Source organism: Pseudoalteromonas phenolica (assembly GCF_005876835.1).
Taxonomy (GTDB): Bacteria; Pseudomonadota; Gammaproteobacteria; order Enterobacterales; family Alteromonadaceae; genus Pseudoalteromonas; species Pseudoalteromonas phenolica_B.
The window spans coordinates 39920-57776 of record NZ_PPSW01000034.1; the positions used below are offsets into that span (position 1 = coordinate 39920).

General features: G+C 40.9%; 17 protein-coding genes and 5 tRNA genes. 12 read left to right on the plus strand and 10 right to left on the minus strand.

All coding sequences use genetic code 11. The features are described 5' to 3' along the window. Nucleotides 1-63 precede the first annotated feature (63 nt). The 3 genes from C1E24_RS18555 to C1E24_RS18565 all read right to left on the minus strand — a co-directional run bounded on the left by C1E24_RS18555 (nucleotide 64) and on the right by C1E24_RS18565 (nucleotide 3319). Nucleotides 64-1683 (minus strand): PepSY-associated TM helix domain-containing protein, encoded by a 1620-nt coding sequence (locus C1E24_RS18555; protein ID WP_138484052.1) that lies wholly within the window; start codon nucleotides 1681-1683, stop codon nucleotides 64-66. Continuing rightward, complete coding sequence (locus C1E24_RS18560) at nucleotides 1680-1994, minus strand: hypothetical protein (RefSeq protein WP_138484054.1); 315 nt, start codon at nucleotides 1992-1994, stop codon at nucleotides 1680-1682. Before C1E24_RS18560 ends, C1E24_RS18555 begins: the two co-directional genes overlap by 4 nt. Nucleotides 1995-2362: 368 nt before the next feature. After that, nucleotides 2363-3319, minus strand: a complete 957-nt coding sequence (locus C1E24_RS18565) for a methylenetetrahydrofolate reductase (RefSeq protein WP_138484056.1) — start codon at nucleotides 3317-3319, stop codon at nucleotides 2363-2365. Between the two features lie 418 nt (nucleotides 3320-3737). On the opposite strand from C1E24_RS18565, the gene C1E24_RS18570 reads away from it, so the two are divergent. Then, nucleotides 3738-6617, plus strand: a complete 2880-nt coding sequence (locus C1E24_RS18570; RefSeq protein ID WP_138484057.1) for a M16 family metallopeptidase — start codon at nucleotides 3738-3740, stop codon at nucleotides 6615-6617. 90 nt (nucleotides 6618-6707) lie between these two features. Here C1E24_RS18570 and C1E24_RS18575 read toward each other — a convergent pair whose 3' ends face one another. Further along, nucleotides 6708-7025 (minus strand): YebG family protein, encoded by a 318-nt coding sequence (locus tag C1E24_RS18575; RefSeq protein ID WP_138484059.1) that lies wholly within the window; start codon nucleotides 7023-7025, stop codon nucleotides 6708-6710. Nucleotides 7026-7242: 217 nt separating this feature from the next. Between C1E24_RS18575 and C1E24_RS18580 the strand changes: the two genes are divergently transcribed. Next, nucleotides 7243-7539, plus strand: coding sequence for a ComEA family DNA-binding protein (locus tag C1E24_RS18580; RefSeq protein WP_138484061.1), 297 nt, complete (start codon nucleotides 7243-7245; stop codon nucleotides 7537-7539). A gap of 49 nt (nucleotides 7540-7588) precedes the next feature. On the opposite strand, the gene C1E24_RS18585 is transcribed toward C1E24_RS18580, so the two are convergent. After that, nucleotides 7589-7894, minus strand: a complete 306-nt coding sequence (locus C1E24_RS18585; protein WP_138484063.1) for a DUF6170 family protein — start codon at nucleotides 7892-7894, stop codon at nucleotides 7589-7591. 7 nt (nucleotides 7895-7901) lie between these two features. Next, nucleotides 7902-8420, minus strand: coding sequence for a disulfide bond formation protein DsbB (dsbB, locus tag C1E24_RS18590; protein WP_138484065.1), 519 nt, complete (start codon nucleotides 8418-8420; stop codon nucleotides 7902-7904). 289 nt (nucleotides 8421-8709) lie between these two features. Between dsbB and fadR the strand changes: the two genes are divergently transcribed. Next, the gene (gene fadR / locus C1E24_RS18595) at nucleotides 8710-9423 is read left to right on the plus strand and encodes a fatty acid metabolism transcriptional regulator FadR (protein ID WP_138484067.1); all 714 of its coding nucleotides are present in this window, start codon (nucleotides 8710-8712) and stop codon (nucleotides 9421-9423) included. 237 nt (nucleotides 9424-9660) lie between these two features. Further along, nucleotides 9661-10266, plus strand: coding sequence for a peroxiredoxin C (locus tag C1E24_RS18600; protein WP_130255311.1), 606 nt, complete (start codon nucleotides 9661-9663; stop codon nucleotides 10264-10266). Between the two features lie 212 nt (nucleotides 10267-10478). Here the strand turns inward: C1E24_RS18600 and C1E24_RS18605 are convergent, their stop codons facing one another. The 3 genes from C1E24_RS18605 to smrB all read right to left on the minus strand — a co-directional run bounded on the left by C1E24_RS18605 (nucleotide 10479) and on the right by smrB (nucleotide 12343). After that, the gene (locus tag C1E24_RS18605) at nucleotides 10479-10718 is read right to left on the minus strand and encodes a hypothetical protein (RefSeq protein ID WP_138484069.1); all 240 of its coding nucleotides are present in this window, start codon (nucleotides 10716-10718) and stop codon (nucleotides 10479-10481) included. A 175-nt stretch (nucleotides 10719-10893) separates the two neighbouring features. Beyond that, on the minus strand, nucleotides 10894-11694 hold the full coding sequence (locus C1E24_RS18610) for a response regulator transcription factor (protein WP_138484071.1): 801 nt from the start codon (nucleotides 11692-11694) through the stop codon (nucleotides 10894-10896). A 94-nt stretch (nucleotides 11695-11788) separates the two neighbouring features. After that, nucleotides 11789-12343, minus strand: a complete 555-nt coding sequence (gene smrB, locus C1E24_RS18615) for an endonuclease SmrB (protein ID WP_138484073.1) — start codon at nucleotides 12341-12343, stop codon at nucleotides 11789-11791. Between the two features lie 89 nt (nucleotides 12344-12432). On the opposite strand from smrB, the gene prmB reads away from it, so the two are divergent. After that, nucleotides 12433-13368: a 50S ribosomal protein L3 N(5)-glutamine methyltransferase gene (prmB, locus tag C1E24_RS18620; RefSeq protein WP_138484075.1), complete on the plus strand. Its 936-nt coding sequence runs from the start codon at nucleotides 12433-12435 to the stop codon at nucleotides 13366-13368. Between the two features lie 50 nt (nucleotides 13369-13418). Next, on the plus strand, nucleotides 13419-14522 hold the full coding sequence (aroC, locus tag C1E24_RS18625) for a chorismate synthase (protein ID WP_138484077.1): 1104 nt from the start codon (nucleotides 13419-13421) through the stop codon (nucleotides 14520-14522). Between the two features lie 56 nt (nucleotides 14523-14578). Here the strand turns inward: aroC and folD are convergent, their stop codons facing one another. After that, nucleotides 14579-15433, minus strand: coding sequence for a bifunctional methylenetetrahydrofolate dehydrogenase/methenyltetrahydrofolate cyclohydrolase FolD (gene folD / locus C1E24_RS18630; RefSeq protein WP_058030727.1), 855 nt, complete (start codon nucleotides 15431-15433; stop codon nucleotides 14579-14581). A 351-nt stretch (nucleotides 15434-15784) separates the two neighbouring features. On the opposite strand from folD, the gene C1E24_RS18635 reads away from it, so the two are divergent. The 6 genes from C1E24_RS18635 (at nucleotide 15785) to tig (ending at nucleotide 17840) form a co-directional block, all read left to right on the plus strand. Continuing rightward, nucleotides 15785-15861, plus strand: a tRNA-Pro gene (locus C1E24_RS18635). A gap of 46 nt (nucleotides 15862-15907) precedes the next feature. Beyond that, nucleotides 15908-15984 (plus strand) — tRNA-Arg (locus C1E24_RS18640). A 25-nt stretch (nucleotides 15985-16009) separates the two neighbouring features. Then, nucleotides 16010-16085, plus strand: a tRNA-His gene (locus tag C1E24_RS18645). Between the two features lie 17 nt (nucleotides 16086-16102). Beyond that, nucleotides 16103-16179, plus strand: a tRNA-Pro gene (locus tag C1E24_RS18650). 24 nt (nucleotides 16180-16203) lie between these two features. Then, nucleotides 16204-16280 (plus strand) — tRNA-Pro (locus C1E24_RS18655). A gap of 255 nt (nucleotides 16281-16535) precedes the next feature. Then, nucleotides 16536-17840 (plus strand): trigger factor, encoded by a 1305-nt coding sequence (gene tig / locus C1E24_RS18660; RefSeq protein WP_138484079.1) that lies wholly within the window; start codon nucleotides 16536-16538, stop codon nucleotides 17838-17840. The last annotated feature ends 17 nt before the right edge of the window (nucleotides 17841-17857 follow it).

Consider the following 17857-nt stretch of genomic DNA (forward strand, 5'->3'; position numbering starts at 1 on the left):
TAAAAAGCCATTCAATCTTGAATGGCTTTTTTGTTTTTCTGACGATCATTAAACGCTTAGCTTTTAGCTATGAATGACTAATTCTTCGTTCGTTGTGTTTGCTGTTTTTTCTGATACATACCAAACACTATTTTTATCACCCTTGTATGCTCTTTTGGCAACTTTATTTGCGCATGCATAAAAGAACCAAGCAAAGGGGAGGGCCATCACTTCTAGCATGATTTCAGCAAAGCTATCCGCATGCCAAAGCCCAAGGTTTGGTAGTAAAACCGCTAGCAAAGAGTTAAGTGGCACAATTAGACACATTATTGCGCTGGCTTTGAGTGTATAAATGGCCGTAACAGAAGGGCCCTTGATAAAAGCGGCTATGACAACGATAAAGAAAGTGGAGTAGTACAGCCACAGATAAGCAATATTCACATTTAATGACGTCAAGCTTAGCCATTTTGTGGCAGCAAATGCCAGTGAGATAGCGCAAATACAACCTAGTGCGATACCGACCGTTAGTTTAGCCAGAACTAGGCTTGATTTAGATTGCGTCGCTTGTTTTTGTTTTCTGCGTTTTTCAATCCACAGTAAATTACCGGTATAAAACAACAGTGCGCCGAGTAAGCCCATGACAAAATAAGCCCATTGCCCAAGTGTGCCGCCATAACTGCCGAAGTGCAGAGCAAACAAGGAAGAGACAATACTTACCCAAATACCTTGATCGCCACCTTTTATACTACTTGCATTGATTTCGAGTGTATAAGGATGCATAAAAATGAAATCGGTCGTAGGACCACGCATCATTTCTCTAGGGTGTGTAATATTCACTGAAGCGCTCGGGCTGGTGGTATTTAAACGAGATAATGCAATGCGCTCTATTTGATAGCCGGGGGCATAAACTTGTATCTTGGCTTTGATGTCATCTAGGCTTGGAAGCTCTTTAACATTGTATTGATACTCTGACTTTTGCGGCTCTGGAAATAGCTTTTTATCTCCATAGACACCAAACAGCCCACCATACAAAAAGTCATGGAAGGCAAAAACGAACACGGTAAAAGCAATCACAATATGAAAAGGTAAGCTGCTCACGCCTATTAAATTATGACTATCGAGCCAAAACCGGCTTGCCGACTTGTCTTTTCTCAGTGCAAAGAAGCTTTTTACCAAAGTAGGTAACAAAAAGATTAACCCTGAAATTAAAGCAATAAAATACAAAAATGAGGCTATGCCAAGAATATAACCACCAAATAAGTGGTGACCTATTTCACCAAAAATACCGCCCGTTTGATGTAAGTAATCGAGTAAGCCCGACAGGTGATTGACCTGACTGAGTTCTTTATTTATCTCGCCATGCTCATTGAAGCCAGCATGCCAAACTTGTTCATTTACATTCACTCCTCGGCCATTACCTTCTTCATACCAAGTGATGGGAGAGTGATTGTCAGAATAGTGAAGGGTAACGGCATTAATGGCTTTTTCTTCGTTCGCAAGTACATGGTTTAACAGTACTTGATGCTGCCCATCGCTCACTTGAGCAAACTGCTTACTAGGAGGTGTGCTCCATTGATCTATGGTGTCAGTGAACATAACCAATGCACCCGCAAAGAAGCCTATAAATAATAACAGCCCGGTTGTTATCCCCGTCCATGTGTGAAGCGTTTGGTATGTTCGAACAATGTCGGCTCTTATTTTCATAGCAAGCTCCTTAAGCCAAAAAATATTGTGTAGATGATTAAGTTTGCTGACAACAAGTAGATAAATGCTTGTTTGGTTGTTTTGAACATATAAATAAAGCTGACAATCAACATCCAGATTGGCGTAACAATCCACATATTAAATTGGGTTTTCCAGAGTAGGCGTTGGTCGCTTAGTTTAGTGTTAATACTGTCTGGCCCAAACCATACAATTAACGCCACAATGCCATAACTCAACGCTAATCCAAGAAAAACACCTATCGCTGTTTTGCCCCACCATTGAGGTTGAATTTTTTGATGTGCCTGGCTCATCGAATGCTCCTAATCAAAAAACTAGAGATGGGGATGATGATCAGCACAAGCATAATTAGCATGAGCCAAATAAAAACGCTTGCTGCACCATTGAAAATAAATGGACTGATCACGGCTGAGGAAATTAACAGTAAATAACCGAGCTGTTTAAATTTTTTAGATATGGGGGTGTTTAAAGCCAATTGGTGTCGATTAGACGCATAGATGAAAGATACTCCAGCGGCTATAAACGTTAAAAAAACGAATAGCACTACTCACTCCATGTAAACTTGATTGTTAAAAGAGGGACAGATTATACACAGACAAGTCGCACTATCAATGATAATGCGACTGAGAATTGATGTTATTTATATGTTCTTCAGTCTAATCTAGGCTATTTGTTTTTCTGCAAGATTAAGTTCCATCGTTGCTTTTAATAAACGATATAAATTAATCGATGCATCAATTTCTTCTCTACGATTGGTTAAACTTTCAATATTCAAACCAAGCGGTACATTTAAGTGAGCACAGCTTTGAATGATCAGGTCTAAATTCTCACGACAGATACGAATTGATTCGCTTAATGGGTTTTGTGAGTCAAGCATGCGCCATTTAGTTGCTTCTGGTACTGAAATACCTAGCCATTCCATAAACTGCAATGTCTTCTCGCCGCCACATGGTGTAAAGGTAAGAATAATACGTTTAGGCTCAAGTCCTTGTTGGCGACAACTACGAGCATAGCTGGTGATTAAATCAATCGTCGCCTGTGCATTGTAAACTGCTTGAGAGATAAAGAACTCACACCCTTGTGCTGTTTTTTCTAACAAACGCTCGTGTTCGTTTCGCTTATTCGCATGGCGCTCAGCAATCGTCACACCGCCTAAGAAAAAGTCATCTTGGTGCTCTGCAATCGTTTCGTATGCTTTAGGCAGGCTAAGTTTAACTTCGCCATTTGAAGACGGGCTACCTACTAATACAAGATTGTTTAAGCCGTGCTTAGTTTTAGTATTGTTAAGCCACTGATTAAACTCGCTCGCCTCACGTTGTGCCACACTTTTATAGGTGATGACATCAAGTTGTGACAGCTCTTTAACGAGTTGGCTGTATTCACATGGATCTACTGTATGCTTGAATGGAAAAGGGCGTGGAACTTGAGTTCGGCTGCTTTCATCTTGAATGTCGTAAATAACAACACCGTCATATTCAATCTCGTGTAAACGGCCAAGTAGCTTTTGTGCAATGGTTTTGACTTGCGCTTCATCAGTCCCCATCTTTGGCGGAGTAGTACCAATTAAATATACGCCTTGATTAGGGTCCAAAATTTTTTCTTGTAATGATAAAGCCATGGTCCTCATTCCCATTGGTTGTGCTGATGAGGTAAATATAGCAGCCATTTAGACGTCTAGATAGATTTTTCACATGAAACTTATTCAAACACTATGAATTTCTCTCATGTTGTTTTTGAGGCGTAAGGGATAATTCCGTAGCTCAGATATATTTATTTACATAAATTTTGCTTTGAAATGAGCGAGTCACAGTAATTTATTGCATAATTGAAGCGGTGTCATATGTGATACCAATCCTAAATAATACTCAATCATTTTGAGAGACTAAAACTGACGTTAACTTCGTTGGGAATTTCTCATTTAGAACAACTAAATAGCAAAATTCCGCCTTGTTATCGACAAGTTTTCCTTACCTCAAAATAGATTGCTTAATTTAGAGGAATGGTATGACAAAATAAAAACTGAATTTGGAAATCACATGAAATTTAAACTTTTGGCAACTAGCCTTGCAGTGACTTTAGCGCTGTCAGGTTGTATGAGTAACAATGCACAGACAAGCAATACAACAAATGCCACTGTTGCATCAGCGTCTGTTGAGAACAAAGTATTTGCACAAGACTATGTGTTAGAAGAACTAGAAAATGGTCTTCGTGTGATGGTTGTTAAAACTGATTATCCTGATGTTGTATCGCTACAAATTCCGGTATCTGTAGGCTCTCGAAATGAAATCGAAGCAGGTAAAACTGGCTTTGCACATTTCTTTGAACACATGATGTTTAAAGGCTCTGAAAAATTCCCACAAGATGTGTATGCAGATATTCTGAAAAACTCTGGGGTAGATAACCGCGCTTACACGACAAACGACTATACAAACTACCACTTAAATTTCTCTAAAGAACATTTAGACAAAGTACTTGAAATCAAAGCGGACATTTTCCAAAACTTAAAGTATTCAGAAGAGCAGTTTCGTACTGAAGCACTGACGGTTAAAGGAGAGTATTTAAAAAATAATGCCAGCCCAATCCGTAAACTACTTGCGGCTGTGCGTAAAGAGGCATTTGAAAAGCACACTTACAAGCACACTACTATGGGCTTCTTCGAAGATATTGAAGCCATGCCTGATCAAATGGCGTATGGCCAGACGTTCTTTGAGCGCTTTTATAAGCCTGAATATGTTTCACTTGTGATTGTAGGTGATGTTGACCCGCAAGAGACCATGGATATGGTTAAGAAGCACTGGGGTAATTGGAAAAAAGGTGACTACCAAGCGGATATTCCGGTAGAGCCAAAACAACAAGCACCTAAATATGTGCATGAACAGTTTGAAGGCATGCCGGGTCACTGGTTGCTAGTATCTTACAAAGGCACTGCTTGGCAGCCGACTAAAAAAGATCGCGCAGCACTTGATCTGATCTCACAACTTTATTTCTCTTCGAATTCAGAGTTATATCAAGAACTCGTAGTAGACAAGCAGCTTGCTAGCCAAATGTTTACTTATAACGCAGAGACAAAAGACCCGGGTTTATTGCATGTATTTGTTAAAGTTGAAAAAGAAGAAGATTTAGCCGCGGTACGCGATGCAATTGCAAAAACATATGCTAAAGCACGCACTGAGCTGGTGGATGCTGATAAGTTAGCAGCATTAAAATCAAATCTTAAATACAGCTTCATCAATGGACTAGATTCATCACAAGCCATTGCGTCAACGCTTGCAAGCTATATGCATTTTGAGCGTGACCCAGAAGTGATCAACCAGTTATATGCGTCTGCAGATGCCATTACAGCTGAAGACATTCGTGACATTGCAAACAAATACTTTGTTGATAATGGCCGTACGACAGTGACCATGTCTTCACTTGAGACTGTTTCTGGTTTCGACGAAGAAGTATCAGTATCAGCGCTTGCTAAACAAGCGAGCCAGCCTGTTGAGCGTCATTTCAATGTATTAGATAAAACCAATAGTTCACCATTGGTTGATGTAAACTTATTATTCTACACCGGTGCAGCAGCTGATCCGGCAGGCAAAAAGGGTGTAGCGGCATTAACAGCAGCTATGATCGCACGTGGTGGTTCACAAACTAAGAGCTACAAAGAAATTCAAAAAGCACTTTATCCAATTGCAGGTAGCTTTGGCTATCAGTTAGATAAAGAAATGATTTCTTTACGTGGCCGTGTACACAAAGACAACGCTGAGCAGTGGTATGCATTAGTAAGTGATCAACTGTTAAACCCAGGCTTCAGAGAAGATGACTTTAAGCGCCTTAAGAAAGAACTAATTGATGGTATTAAAGCGGGCTTGAAGTCTTCAAATGACGAAGAGCTGGGTAAAGAAGTGCTTTATCATAAGCTATATGAAGGTCACCCTTATGAAAGTTATAACTTAGGTGATTTGTCAGATCTTGAAGCGTTAACGCTAGATGACGTGAAAGCATTCTATGCATCGCAATTCACCCAAGCTAAGCTAAACGTGGGCATTACGGGTGATTTAGACAATGATGTAAAAGCGCAAATGTTGAATGACCTAGCTAGCCTAGCGAAAGGGGATGAAGCGCGTTTAAGCATTCCTGATGCACCTAAACTAGCAGGTCGTCATGCGACGATTGTTGAGAAAAATGCTAAATCAACGGCTGTATCATTTGGTTTCCCAATCGACACTATTCGTAGCTCTAAAGATTGGACGGCACTTTGGTTAGTTCGCTCTTACTTTGGTGAGCACAGAAGCTCAAACAGCTTCTTATATCAGCGCATTCGTCAGGTACGTGGTATGAACTATGGTGACTATGCGTATATTGAGTACTTCCCACGTGGTATGTTCCAAACTAAGCCAGATGCAAACTTAGGCCGTTCAGAGCAAATTTTCCAAGTGTGGTTACGTCCGCTTCGTTCAAACAATGATGCGCATTTCGCAACGCGCGTTGCTTTGTTTGAATTAGACAAGCTAATTAAAGATGGCATGACTGAAGCTGACTTTAATGCAACACGTAATTTCTTGAGCAACTTTGTGCCTCAGCTAGTGGCAAGCCAAGACCGCCAGCTAGGTTATGCGCTTGATAGCGAGTTCTACAACACTGAAAGTTTTGTAGAATACGTTCGTAAACAACTTGCTTCACTGACAGTTGAAGATGTGAACCGCGTTATTCGTGAAAACCTACAAACTGACGATGTGCATTACGTGTTCATCACAGGTGACGGCAAAGACATGCAAAAACGTCTTGCAAAAGAAACGGTTTCACCACTGAAATACAACTCAGATAAGCCTGCGGCACTTATCAATGAAGATAAGCAAATTGAAAGCTATAAGCTGAACATTCCTGCGAAAAACATTGAAGTGTTGGATGTAGAGAAAGTATTTGAGTAATTAAATATTCTCTTTGTCGCAGCCAATATTGTGACAGCGACAAAAAAGCCGCTCATTGAGCGGCTTTTTTATTATCTTGAATAAGTGCTGTTAGGCTTGTTTGATAGGTGTGACATTTTCATCAGCATCGCTATCATTCACATCAGCATCTTTCTTTGACTTTTTTGCAGGTGTACTTGGTTTTGAACCTTTAAGTACATTAATAAAGTCATCTTTTTGTTTCGCCATTTCTAATGCCAATGACTCAACTTGTTGCTCACTCAGCGGCACATCCACTTTACCTAGCATCTCTTCTAAAGACTCAGCAACATCAAGCATTTTGTCGTAAGCATCAGCCTCTTTTTTGCTGGTAAAGGTCATGCGCTCGACTCCATTTCTTTCTACCACATACTTAACAACAACAGCCATGATACACTCCCAATTGCACTGTTTTTTTATACAGTAATCTTTTGAGGCCTATTTTGCAAGCTATTCGGTCAATATTAATACTTTAGTTATGTGAATAGGTATTAAGTTTGACTTTCATGTCATTGTCATCTTTATTTAACATTGCTCGTATGAGTAATTTGGGTAAGGAGTTCTACCCGTCATTTATTAAATTTCAAGGATTTTCCAGGAGGGAAATATGATCAAAGCATTACTTTTAGCCACTAGTTTGTTTATTGCACCAACTGTATTAGCAGAATCTGCACAGCAACAAGCGTCACCAGAAATTCAATCTGAAATTTATCAGACAATTAATATTAATGAAGCTTCTCTCGAAGAGCTTGTAAAATTGCCAGGGATCGGAAAAGGCAAGGCGAGGGCCATTGTTAGTTTCCGGGAGCAAAATGGACCTTTTGACGACCTTAACTCCTTAATGGCAGTTAAAGGGGTTGGTAAAAGCATCGTCGCGAAGCTAGAAGGGAAGGTAAAGTTTTAAGCTTTAAATGCTCAGATGAAAAACTAAAAAAGGGCGCAATCGCCCTTTTTTAGTTTTGGTTTTGTTTTTCAAACTCCGCAATGGCGTCACTCAGTTTGCTTTTGGTAAATGCAATTTCCAGCGGCGTAGTGAGAAGGGGGTATAAGATACCGGCCAACAACAAAGGAGGTAGTAAATACCAGCCTTCAAAATAAGCCAAAGAAATAAAAAACGGCATCAAGATGGCGAGCTTACAGCAGCCTAATAACACTTTTTCAGGCGCTTCTAAGTGACTCAAAGCAATGGCGATGATTTGTTGCTTATCACGAAGCTTGTAAGGCTTTAACTGCTCAATATTGCGAAGATTAAAATGCATTATAAGTTTACTTTTTTACTAAAGACCAAAGAATAAAAGGTAAAAAAACTAAGAAACTGATCGCATATAACGCGAAAATCACTTCCATCCAACCAGGCATGCTTAGACCAACAAACTGCCAGTCTATGCTGCCACAATCACCGGTTGCGGCAAAAAACGCCGGGATCCACTCATGTAATGGCATAAACTCAGGGAAGTTAGGAACTATATCGCAAGTGAACGCAAATGGATCAGTGGTGGTTTGCATATTTAAATGCTCTTTTGCCAACATATAACCCCAAATACTACTTACGCCCCATGTTGTAGCGCCAATACCACGGAAAATACCGTTACTTGGGGAAATAAAACCAATAAGACCTGCTGCAAACACACCTAGCACAGCCGTTCTTTGATAAATACACATGATACAAGGCTCTAAGCCCATAGCGTATTGAAAATATAAAGCCGTGACTTCAAGTAAAAATGCTGTCAGTGCCAACAGGCCCCACGCTTTTCTAGAAGTTGGAAGGGTGTTCAACCAGTTCATAAGATTCTCTTATTGTTATATTAAGTTAGCTATCAGATAACTTGCATTACAAATAGGTTCAATTTTTCAGGTTAAGTGAACCTAAATGCTGCGAAACTGAATTATGTTGTGGGTATTATGCTGACAGAGGTTATAAGCTGCAAGAATTAACGGTAGTTGGTAAATTTTACTTAACCAGTAGAACAAAAAATGAATTGTAAAACAGGGCGACTTCTCCACTTGTTAGTTGCAAAGCATCTGGTACAATCAGTGGACTAAATTGCAGTTGCCAAGATAAAAGCGGTGTTAGATGAGAATTTTTAAAGCTAAAAGCCCAGCGGGATTTGCTGAGGAATATATTGTTGAATCAATTTGGAATGGTGAATTTCCACCAGGTTCAATTTTACCAGCTGAAAGAGAACTCTCTGAGCTGATTGGCGTAACTCGCACAACGTTACGTGAAGTATTACAGCGCTTAGCGCGTGATGGCTGGTTGACGATTCAACATGGTAAACCGACCCGCGTAAATAACTTCTGGGAAACTTCAGGCTTAAATATTCTTGAGACGCTAGCGCGTCTTGATGAAGATAAAATGCCGGAGCTGACTGATCAGCTTTTATCTGCACGTACCAACATCAGCGCAATTTATACGCGTGCGGCAATTAAAGTAAACCCACAGGCTGTTATCGAAACGCTTGAAAAGAGCAAAGATTTAGAAGATAACGCTCAAGCTTTTGCAGATTTTGACTATCAAGTTCATCATCAGTTAGCGTTAGCAGGTAACAACCGAATTTATGTTTTGGTGCTTAATGGTTTCAAAGGCCTTTACTCTAAGATTGGTGGTCACTACTTCTCAGATCCACGTACTCGCGCACTGGCCAAACAATTTTATTTAGATCTTATAGCGCTGGCTGAAAAAGGCGACTTCGACGGTTCAATTTCTTTATTAAGAAAATACGGCCATCAAAGTGGTGAAATTTGGCAGCAGATCCGTGGTGATATGCCGTCAGATATCATGGACTAAACTGTATTGATTGAAAAAAGCCCGTAGGGGCTTTTTTTATGCCTGAAGTTTTATCCATCAAAAAAATAGATGAGCGCTATCGGTTTATTTGATTTTCAATTTTTTCAGTGTCCCCATAAACTTGTGAAAATTTTTAATTGGGGTTGTTTTTTTATAACTAGCCTCAATAATAAGTGTCAAAGCAAATTGATATTGTCATTTTGCATTGGATATAACCCTAACTAATTGGAGAAAACCATGGGTGTATTAGTAGGCCGCAAGGCACCTGACTTTACAGCAGCAGCAGTATTAGGTAACGGTGAGATCGTTGATGGTTACAACCTTCACGAGCGTATTAAAGGTAAAAAAGCGGTTGTATTCTTTTACCCACTAGACTTCACTTTCGTTTGTCCTTCAGAGCTAATCGCTTTCGACAAGCGTTACGACGAGTTCCAAAAGCGTGGTGTTGAAGTTATCGGTGTTTCAATCGATTCTCAATTCTCACATAACGCATGGCGTAACACACCAGTAAACGAAGGTGGTATTGGTCCAGTTAAATACGACTTAGTTGCTGACGTTAAGCACGAAATCTGTCAAGCATACGACGTTGAGCACCCAGAAGCTGGTGTTGCTTTCCGTGGTTCATTCCTAATCGACGCTGAAGGTAACGTACGTCACCAAGTAGTTAACGATCTTCCTCTAGGTCGTAACATCGACGAAATGCTTCGTATGGTTGACGCACTAGCGTTCCACGAAGAGCACGGTGAAGTATGTCCTGCAGGTTGGACTGAAGGTAAATCAGGTATGGACGCAAGCCCAGAAGGTGTTGCTAAATTCCTAGCTGAGAACGAAGGCGAGCTATAATTTAGCCCCTTAGTTTTTAAAAGCCCGCTTTTGCGGGCTTTTTTGTGCCTGCGAAAAATAGTGAAATGGTGTTCTTTGGGAGTAAAGTGTGCAAGTCATATACTTACCCCCATAAATTTAACTGACCAACGCGTTTGAATAGTTCAACACTTAAATAAACGGCAAACAGGCTGATCACTGGGGTTGCCAAAAGACTCACTAGCGTTAATTCATTAGCCATTGTTTTCTTCCTTGTCGTTTTTAACTGCTTTCTTAGCATGCTTATCAGATTCTGACTTCAATACTTTAGATGCTGTCTCAAGTGTATTTTTCTTAACTTCTTTGATACTTGCGCTAATCGCATTTGAAATCAGATTACTAATTTCAGCTGTAATCGGGTTTTCATTAGCTTGTACTGAAGAAGCTGTGAATAATACGGTGCTGATTAATGTTGCTTTAACTAGTGAGTTCATGACGTTCTCCTTTGTATGATTAGTTAGTCGCAATAACTATTACAAAGGTTGTGCCAATAGATAAAAATAATTTAAGTCTTTGTTTTTATTTGGTTTAACTTTTTATAGAAAGTTGGTGAAAATAATGTTTGATTATTTTCACCAACATGAAGTGGTAAAAAAAACTAAGTTTTAGTTAATCTTGCTCTAAAATTGAGTGCAGTAACTGCTTAACTACTTCAGGTTCAAAAGGTTTGTCGCATAATGCGTTAACACCAGACTGTGCAACGTTTGCAAGGTGAGTGTCATTGGCTTCAGATGTCACCATTAAGATAGGAATGTGTGAGTGCTCACCTGAGTTACGAATATGCTCAGCTAACTCTTGGCCATTCACATTTGGCATATTAAAGTCAGTGACAATGAGGTCAAACATCTGTTCATTTAAGAAGTTGATCGCTTGTTCACCATCTTCAGCTTCAGTAAAACGGCTTGCACCTAAATTAGTTAGCACACGACGAATGTGATTTCTCGCCAGTCGAGAGTCATCAACAATAAGAATACGCAAATCTTGCACATCGTATAGTTCAAGCTCTAGCTCTTGCGGAGAAAGTAAGTCTAAGGTTGCATTGAGTGCGCGGCCAAGGTGCACCTTGGTGAAAGGCTTTGGCAAGATCGCCACCACACCAGATTGCTTAAACGCTTCAAGCTGGGCTTTGCGAGTTTCACTTGAAACCAACATAAAAGGGATTGGCTGTTCGGGTTGGACTTCAGCAATATACTGTTGAATATCAAGGGCACTGCCATCACTTAAGTGTAGGCTTGAGATGACTAGGTCTGGCTTATGTTTTTCTAAAAAGCTTTTTGCAGAGTCTACGGTATCTGCAAAGTCGATGTTCGTTACGCCTTCAGATTCAAGCTCTTTTGCAATAATTTTTCTTTGCGTTGCTGAGGGCTCAACAAGCAGGATAGCGAGATCTGCACTGAGAAGCTCATTCATGATTAGTACTACTTTCAATTAACCAAAATAAGGACGTTAATGTAACTAATTAACATCCTATTATCTAGTTTGAAATGACTTTTTAAAGGGCAAATTAGCGTCTGTAAATATCAGATTCGGGAATATCAATTAAAATCAACACTGCGCCTTTGCCACCATATTCAAGAGGAGCTTGATGCATTGCTAAAATATCTGGGTGCTGAACCAAATACTGTGGCACTTTATGTCTGAGGATATGTTCACCAATACCATGAACAACACAGGCACAATAATGGTGTTGTTTTTTACAGGCATGGATCAAAGCAGCCAACTCTTCTTTTGCGCTGTCTTTACTTAAGCCGTGCAAATCTAAAATTAACTCAGGCGCAATATCGCCACGTCGTAATTGCTTGGCTAAAAACTTATCAGCGCCTTCACGCACATAATTTACTGTGCCATGGGTGTCGATGTCTGGGATATATTCGTCAGAAAAATAAAACTCTGCTTTGTGTTGCTTAGTTTGTTCAGCAACAACTTTGCCTTTAAACGGGGTGTTATCACGTTTAAATTGTACAGTATCTTGCTTTATCTTTGTGGCACCAGAAATTGACTGACGAAATAGGTCGATGTCGTCGTCTTGCATGCTTATGTGTGATTTATCTTTGTTCATTGGCGCATTCTAAATAAAAAAAGCATAAAAACCTAGCTGAAAAACGGCTACAATGGCAGCAGAATTATTGTCAAATTATTGAGTACCGTATGACAGAGTTACAAATTACAGATGAGTTGGCGCAAGAAGCGTGTTCTGAACTATTCACGATTCAAGACTGGTTACGTTGGACAACGACGCAGTTTGTGAATAATGGGCTGTTTTACGGTCATGGTACCGACAATGCCTGGGATGAAGCCGTAAGCCTTGTTTTACCCGTTTTAAACTTGCCATTAGATACCCCAAAAGAGTTATTAAATGCGCGTTTAACCAGTAGCGAAAAACAACATTTAATGGGTTATATCTTAGCGCGTGTAAATGACAGAACGCCGGTTCCATATCTGACTAATCAGGCTTGGTTTGGCGGTTTGCCTTTTTATGTAGACGAGAGGGTACTTGTTCCACGTTCGCCATTTGCTGAAATGATCAAAAAGCAATTTGCACCTTGGGTCACAGAGCCTACAAAAGTAACGCGTATTCTCGATATGTGTACTGGCTCTGCATGTATTGCGATTGCATTGGCAAAAGCGTTTGAACATGCGCAAGTAGATGCGGTTGATATCTCTTTTGATGCTCTAGAAGTGGCAGATATCAATATTACTGAGCACATGATGCAAGAGCAGGTGTTTGCGATCCAATCTGATGTATTCAGTGGTGTACCGGGTCAGAAGTATGACCTAATCGTGGCGAACCCGCCGTATGTTGATGCGGAAGATATGTCTGATTTACCAGAAGAATTCCACCATGAACCAGAGCTTGGTTTAGCATCGGGTGAAGATGGCTTAGATGTGACTCGTGTTATTTTGCAAGAAGCGGCGGAACATCTAACTGATAACGGTTTGTTATTTGTTGAAGTAGGTAACTCTATGGTACATATGGATGCACTATATCCAAACGCGCCATTTACATGGTTAGAGTTTGAACATGGTGGATTAGGCGTGTTTATGATCTCAAAACAACAACTCGTCGAGTATTTTGCTGATTAAATTCAATTGTTAATCAGTTTTTTAAATGTCATTTGGAATGAGGGTGAATAATGGCAGGTAATAGCATTGGCCAACTTTTTAAGGTCAGTACCTTTGGTGAAAGCCATGGGGTAGCATTGGGGGGCGTTGTTGATGGCGTACCCGCAGGACTAGAGTTAACAGAAGCGGATATGCAGTTCGACCTAGACAGACGTAAACCAGGTCAAAGCCGTTATACCACGCAAAGGCGTGAAGGTGATGAAATTAAAATTTTATCGGGCGTTTTTGAAGGTAAAACGACAGGAACTAGTATTGGTCTGTTAATTGAAAATACCGATCAACGTTCGAAAGATTACAGTAAAATTTCTGAAGTGTTTCGTCCTGGTCATGGTGATTACACATATTGGCACAAATACGGTCACCGTGATTATCGTGGTGGCGGTCGCTCTTCAGCGCGTGAAACTGCAATCCGTGTTGCTGCAGGTGCCATTGCTAAAAAGTATCTAAAGCAATTTCATGGTATTGAGGTTAATGCTTGTTTATCACAATTGGGTCCTATCAAAGCTGAAAAGTTTGATTGGTCAGTGGTAGAAACAAACCCATTCTTTTTTCCAGATGACACAAAATTAGAGTCGCTAGACGAATATATGCGCGATTTGAAAAAGCAGGGCGACTCTATTGGTGCGAAAGTGACAGTAGTCGCGAAAAATGTGCCTGTTGGGTTAGGCGAGCCTGTATTCGACCGACTCGATGCTGAAATAGCCCATTCATTAATGAGTATTAATGCGGTTAAAGGCGTAGAGATTGGCGATGGTTTTGATGTGATAGAGCAGAAGGGCTCTGAGCATCGTGATGAGTTAACACCAGAAGGTTTTACCAGCAATCACGCAGGAGGCGTATTAGCCGGTATTTCTACAGGACAAGATATTGTCGCATCGATTGCATTAAAGCCAACCTCGAGTATTACCATACCGGGGCAAAGTATTAATACGCAAAACGAGTCAGTAGAGATGATCACCAAGGGCCGTCACGACCCATGTGTCGGTATTCGTGCTATTCCAATTGCGGAAGCCATGTTAGCCATTACTTTAATGGATCATTTATTGAGGCAGCGAGGTCAAAACCCGCATGTTAATCTTGAGCATGGGCCTATTCCAGCTCAGAAACCTGTATAAGGTTTACAGAAACAAAAAACGCCACTAAAAAGTGGCGTTTTTTTGGGTAACAACGTTTAGCTGTTGTATTTTTCGCAAGCTTCAAGGGTATTTTCAATTAAGCTTGCTACAGTCATAGGACCAACACCACCTGGAACAGGGGTGATAAAGCTCGCTTTTTCTTCAGCGATACCGTACTGCACATCACCGACTAGTTTACCTGACTCTAAACGGTTAATACCTACATCGATCACGATAGCACCTTCTTTAACCCAGTCACCTGGAATAAATTCAGGCTTACCGACTGCAACAACAAGTAAGTCAGCGCGACGAACATGTGCTTCTAGATCTTGAGTGAATTTGTGGCAAACCGTCGTAGTACAACCAGCAAGTAATAGTTCTAGTGACATTGGACGGCCAACGATATTTGAAGCGCCCACCACAACTGCATGCATACCTTTGTATCTCACGCCCGTTGAGTCAAGCAAAGTGATAATACCTTTTGGTGTGCAAGGACGAAGTGCTGGCATACGTTGCGCTAGGCGACCAACATTGTAAGGATGGAAACCATCTACATCTTTATGCGGTGTAATACGTTCAAGTACTTTTTCTGCGTCTAATCCTTCTGGCAGAGGTAATTGCACCAGAATGCCATCGACTTCTGGATCATTATTTAGCGTGTCTACTAATTCAAGTAGTTCTGTTTCTGTGGTGTCGCCTGGTAAATCGTAAGATTTAGAGACAAAACCCACTTCTTCACAGGCTTTACGTTTTGAACCTACGTAAACTTGGCTAGCAGGATCTTGGCCTACTAAAACTACTGCAAGACCAGGCGCTCGTAAACCTTGTTCTACTCGCTCAGCAACACGCTGTGCAACATTAGTACGAACTTGTTTGGCGATTGCCTTTCCATCAATTATGTTTGCCGTCATGATTGACCTTATTGGGGTTATAAACTTGAACGAATCATACAAAGTGTATTTATGGGGTTACTTTGTATCTAGTCACAATCAACCGATTGCAACACTAAGTGCGTATTTTCTCAGAAATGCCTTAATTCGCCAAGGTAAGAATCATCTTTATAGTAATATATACTTTTATACACAAAGTAAAAATTACTGAAAACTGTTTGTTTTTCATCATTTCTTGCTATTTATTCATCATTTTGAAGTAAAAATAGGCAGTTGAAATATTTTCTAAAAAAAATGTTTGACCTCAATCGGTCAAATCACTATTATGCACCCCGTTGTCAACGAGGACTCTCGGAGATAGCAAAATGGTATCGGCGATTAGCGCAGTTTGGTAGCGCACTTGGTTTGGGTCCAAGGGGTCGCAGGTTCAAATCCTGCATCGCCGACCACTTTTAAAATAAGAAAAGTAGCATTTTTGATGTTTACTTCGAGTTTGCGCCCTTAGCTCAGCTGGATAGAGCAACGCCCTTCTAAGGCGTCGGTCGAAGGTTCGAATCCTTCAGGGTGCGCCATTCTTATTTTAGTCCCTATGTAGTGGCGGCTGTAGCTCAGTTGGTAGAGCCCTGGATTGTGATTCCGGTTGTCGTGGGTTCGAGCCCCATCAGTCGCCCCATCTACATACTCTTTTATCGGCGATTAGCGCAGTTTGGTAGCGCACTTGGTTTGGGTCCAAGGGGTCGCAGGTTCAAATCCTGCATCGCCGACCACTTCTCAAAAAATATATTTATTGTCGGCGATTAGCGCAGTTTGGTAGCGCACTTGGTTTGGGTCCAAGGGGTCGCAGGTTCAAATCCTGCATCGCCGACCATCTTATCTTCTCTCTTTTTAGTCATCTTTTAATCAGTCAGTCTGTTATTCACCATTTATTTACCTTCATAGCTCGACTACAGCAATGAATCGGTTATAATGCCGCGTCTATTGTTTAACATAGCGCCCAGTAGGGCAGGCAACAAGATTGTCTAATAGGGTTAAATACACGTATTGCGTTTTTAACTAAGCTAATTAGTGCAACTTGTTTCTAAGGAAGGCGCATTGGCGCCAAAAATGAAGATTGAGGTAAATCATGCAAGTTTCTGTTGAGACGACTCAAGGCCTTGAGCGCCGTCTGACTATCACCGTTCCTGCAGAGAACGTTGAGACTGAAGTTAAAAAACGCTTACAACAACTGTCTAGAACTCAGCGTATCGATGGTTTCCGTCCAGGTAAGGTACCAGTAAAAGTAATCGCTAAGCGTTACGGTGCAGCTGTACGTCAAGAAGTTGCTGGCGATATCATGCAACGCAACTACATCGAAGCAATTGTTTCTGAAAAGCTAAACCCAGCTGGTGCACCTGCGTTCGCACCTAAGTCTTTAGAAGAAGGCAAAGAGCTAGTATTCGAAGCAACTTTTGAAGTTTACCCAGAAGTTGAACTAAAAGACCTTGAGCAAATCGCTGTTGAAAAGCCAGTTGTTGATGTAACTGACGAAGACCTAGCTAACATGCTAGAAACACTTCGTAAGCAACACGCTACTTGGACTGAAAGCGATGCAGCTGCTGGCGAAAACGACCGTGTAACAGTTGATTTCCTAGGTACTGTTGACGGTGAAGAGTTCGAAGGCGGTAAAGCTGAAGATTTCCCTCTAGAGCTAGGTCAAGGTCGTATGATCCCTGGTTTCGAAGACGGTATCGTTGGTAAAAAAGCAGGCGAAGAAGTTGTTGCTGATGTAACTTTCCCTGAAGAGTACCACGCTGAAAACCTAAAAGGTAAGCCTGCTCAATTCACTATCACTGTGAAGAAAGTAGAAGTTCAAGAACTTCCTGAGCTAAACGATGAATTCGCAACTAAGTTTGGTGTTGCTGAAGGTGGCGTTGACGCACTTAAAGAAGAAGTTAAAAAGAACATGTCTCGTGAGCTTACTCAAGCAGTTAAAGCGAACGTTAAAGATCAAGCTATCAAAGGTCTTTTAGAGACTAACGAAGTTGAAGTGCCTAAGTCACTTATCGACCAAGAAATCGATGCGCTTCGTCAACAAGCGGCACAACGTTTTGGCGGCGACGCGCAAAACATGCCTGAGCTACCAGCTGAGCTTTTCCACGAGCAAGCAGTAACTCGCGTTAAGACAGGTTTACTTCTTGGTGAAGTGATCAAGTCAAACGACATCCAAGTTGATGACGCTAAAGTTGAAGAGCTAATTGCATCAGTTGCATCTGCGTACGAAGATCCAAGTGAAGTAGTTGCATACTACAAATCAAACGATCAAATGATGCAGCAAATGCGTAACGTAGCTATGGAAGAACAAGCTGTTGAAGCGATTCTTGCAAAAGCTGCAGTGACTGACGTTGAAAAAGCATTCGACGACATCATGAATCCACAGCAAGGTGCTTAATAAGTCATTGACTTAAA

Bases quoted from the DNA above. Each gene is read 5' to 3' on its own strand.
- C1E24_RS18555 (WP_138484052.1), bottom strand. From the start codon at position 1,683: ATGAAAATAAGAGCCGACATTGTTCGAACATACCAAACGCTTCACACA.
- C1E24_RS18560 (WP_138484054.1), bottom strand. From the start codon at position 1,994: ATGAGCCAGGCACATCAAAAAATTCAACCTCAATGGTGGGGCAAAACA.
- C1E24_RS18565 (WP_138484056.1), bottom strand. From the start codon at position 3,319: ATGGCTTTATCATTACAAGAAAAAATTTTGGACCCTAATCAAGGCGTA.
- C1E24_RS18570 (WP_138484057.1), top strand. From the start codon at position 3,738: ATGAAATTTAAACTTTTGGCAACTAGCCTTGCAGTGACTTTAGCGCTG.
- C1E24_RS18575 (WP_138484059.1), bottom strand. From the start codon at position 7,025: ATGGCTGTTGTTGTTAAGTATGTGGTAGAAAGAAATGGAGTCGAGCGC.
- C1E24_RS18580 (WP_138484061.1), top strand. From the start codon at position 7,243: ATGATCAAAGCATTACTTTTAGCCACTAGTTTGTTTATTGCACCAACT.
- C1E24_RS18585 (WP_138484063.1), bottom strand. From the start codon at position 7,894: ATGCATTTTAATCTTCGCAATATTGAGCAGTTAAAGCCTTACAAGCTT.
- dsbB (WP_138484065.1), bottom strand. From the start codon at position 8,420: ATGAACTGGTTGAACACCCTTCCAACTTCTAGAAAAGCGTGGGGCCTG.
- fadR (WP_138484067.1), top strand. From the start codon at position 8,710: ATGAGAATTTTTAAAGCTAAAAGCCCAGCGGGATTTGCTGAGGAATAT.
- C1E24_RS18600 (WP_130255311.1), top strand. From the start codon at position 9,661: ATGGGTGTATTAGTAGGCCGCAAGGCACCTGACTTTACAGCAGCAGCA.
- C1E24_RS18605 (WP_138484069.1), bottom strand. From the start codon at position 10,718: ATGAACTCACTAGTTAAAGCAACATTAATCAGCACCGTATTATTCACA.
- C1E24_RS18610 (WP_138484071.1), bottom strand. From the start codon at position 11,694: ATGAATGAGCTTCTCAGTGCAGATCTCGCTATCCTGCTTGTTGAGCCC.
- smrB (WP_138484073.1), bottom strand. From the start codon at position 12,343: ATGAACAAAGATAAATCACACATAAGCATGCAAGACGACGACATCGAC.
- prmB (WP_138484075.1), top strand. From the start codon at position 12,433: ATGACAGAGTTACAAATTACAGATGAGTTGGCGCAAGAAGCGTGTTCT.
- aroC (WP_138484077.1), top strand. From the start codon at position 13,419: ATGGCAGGTAATAGCATTGGCCAACTTTTTAAGGTCAGTACCTTTGGT.
- folD (WP_058030727.1), bottom strand. From the start codon at position 15,433: ATGACGGCAAACATAATTGATGGAAAGGCAATCGCCAAACAAGTTCGT.
- tig (WP_138484079.1), top strand. From the start codon at position 16,536: ATGCAAGTTTCTGTTGAGACGACTCAAGGCCTTGAGCGCCGTCTGACT.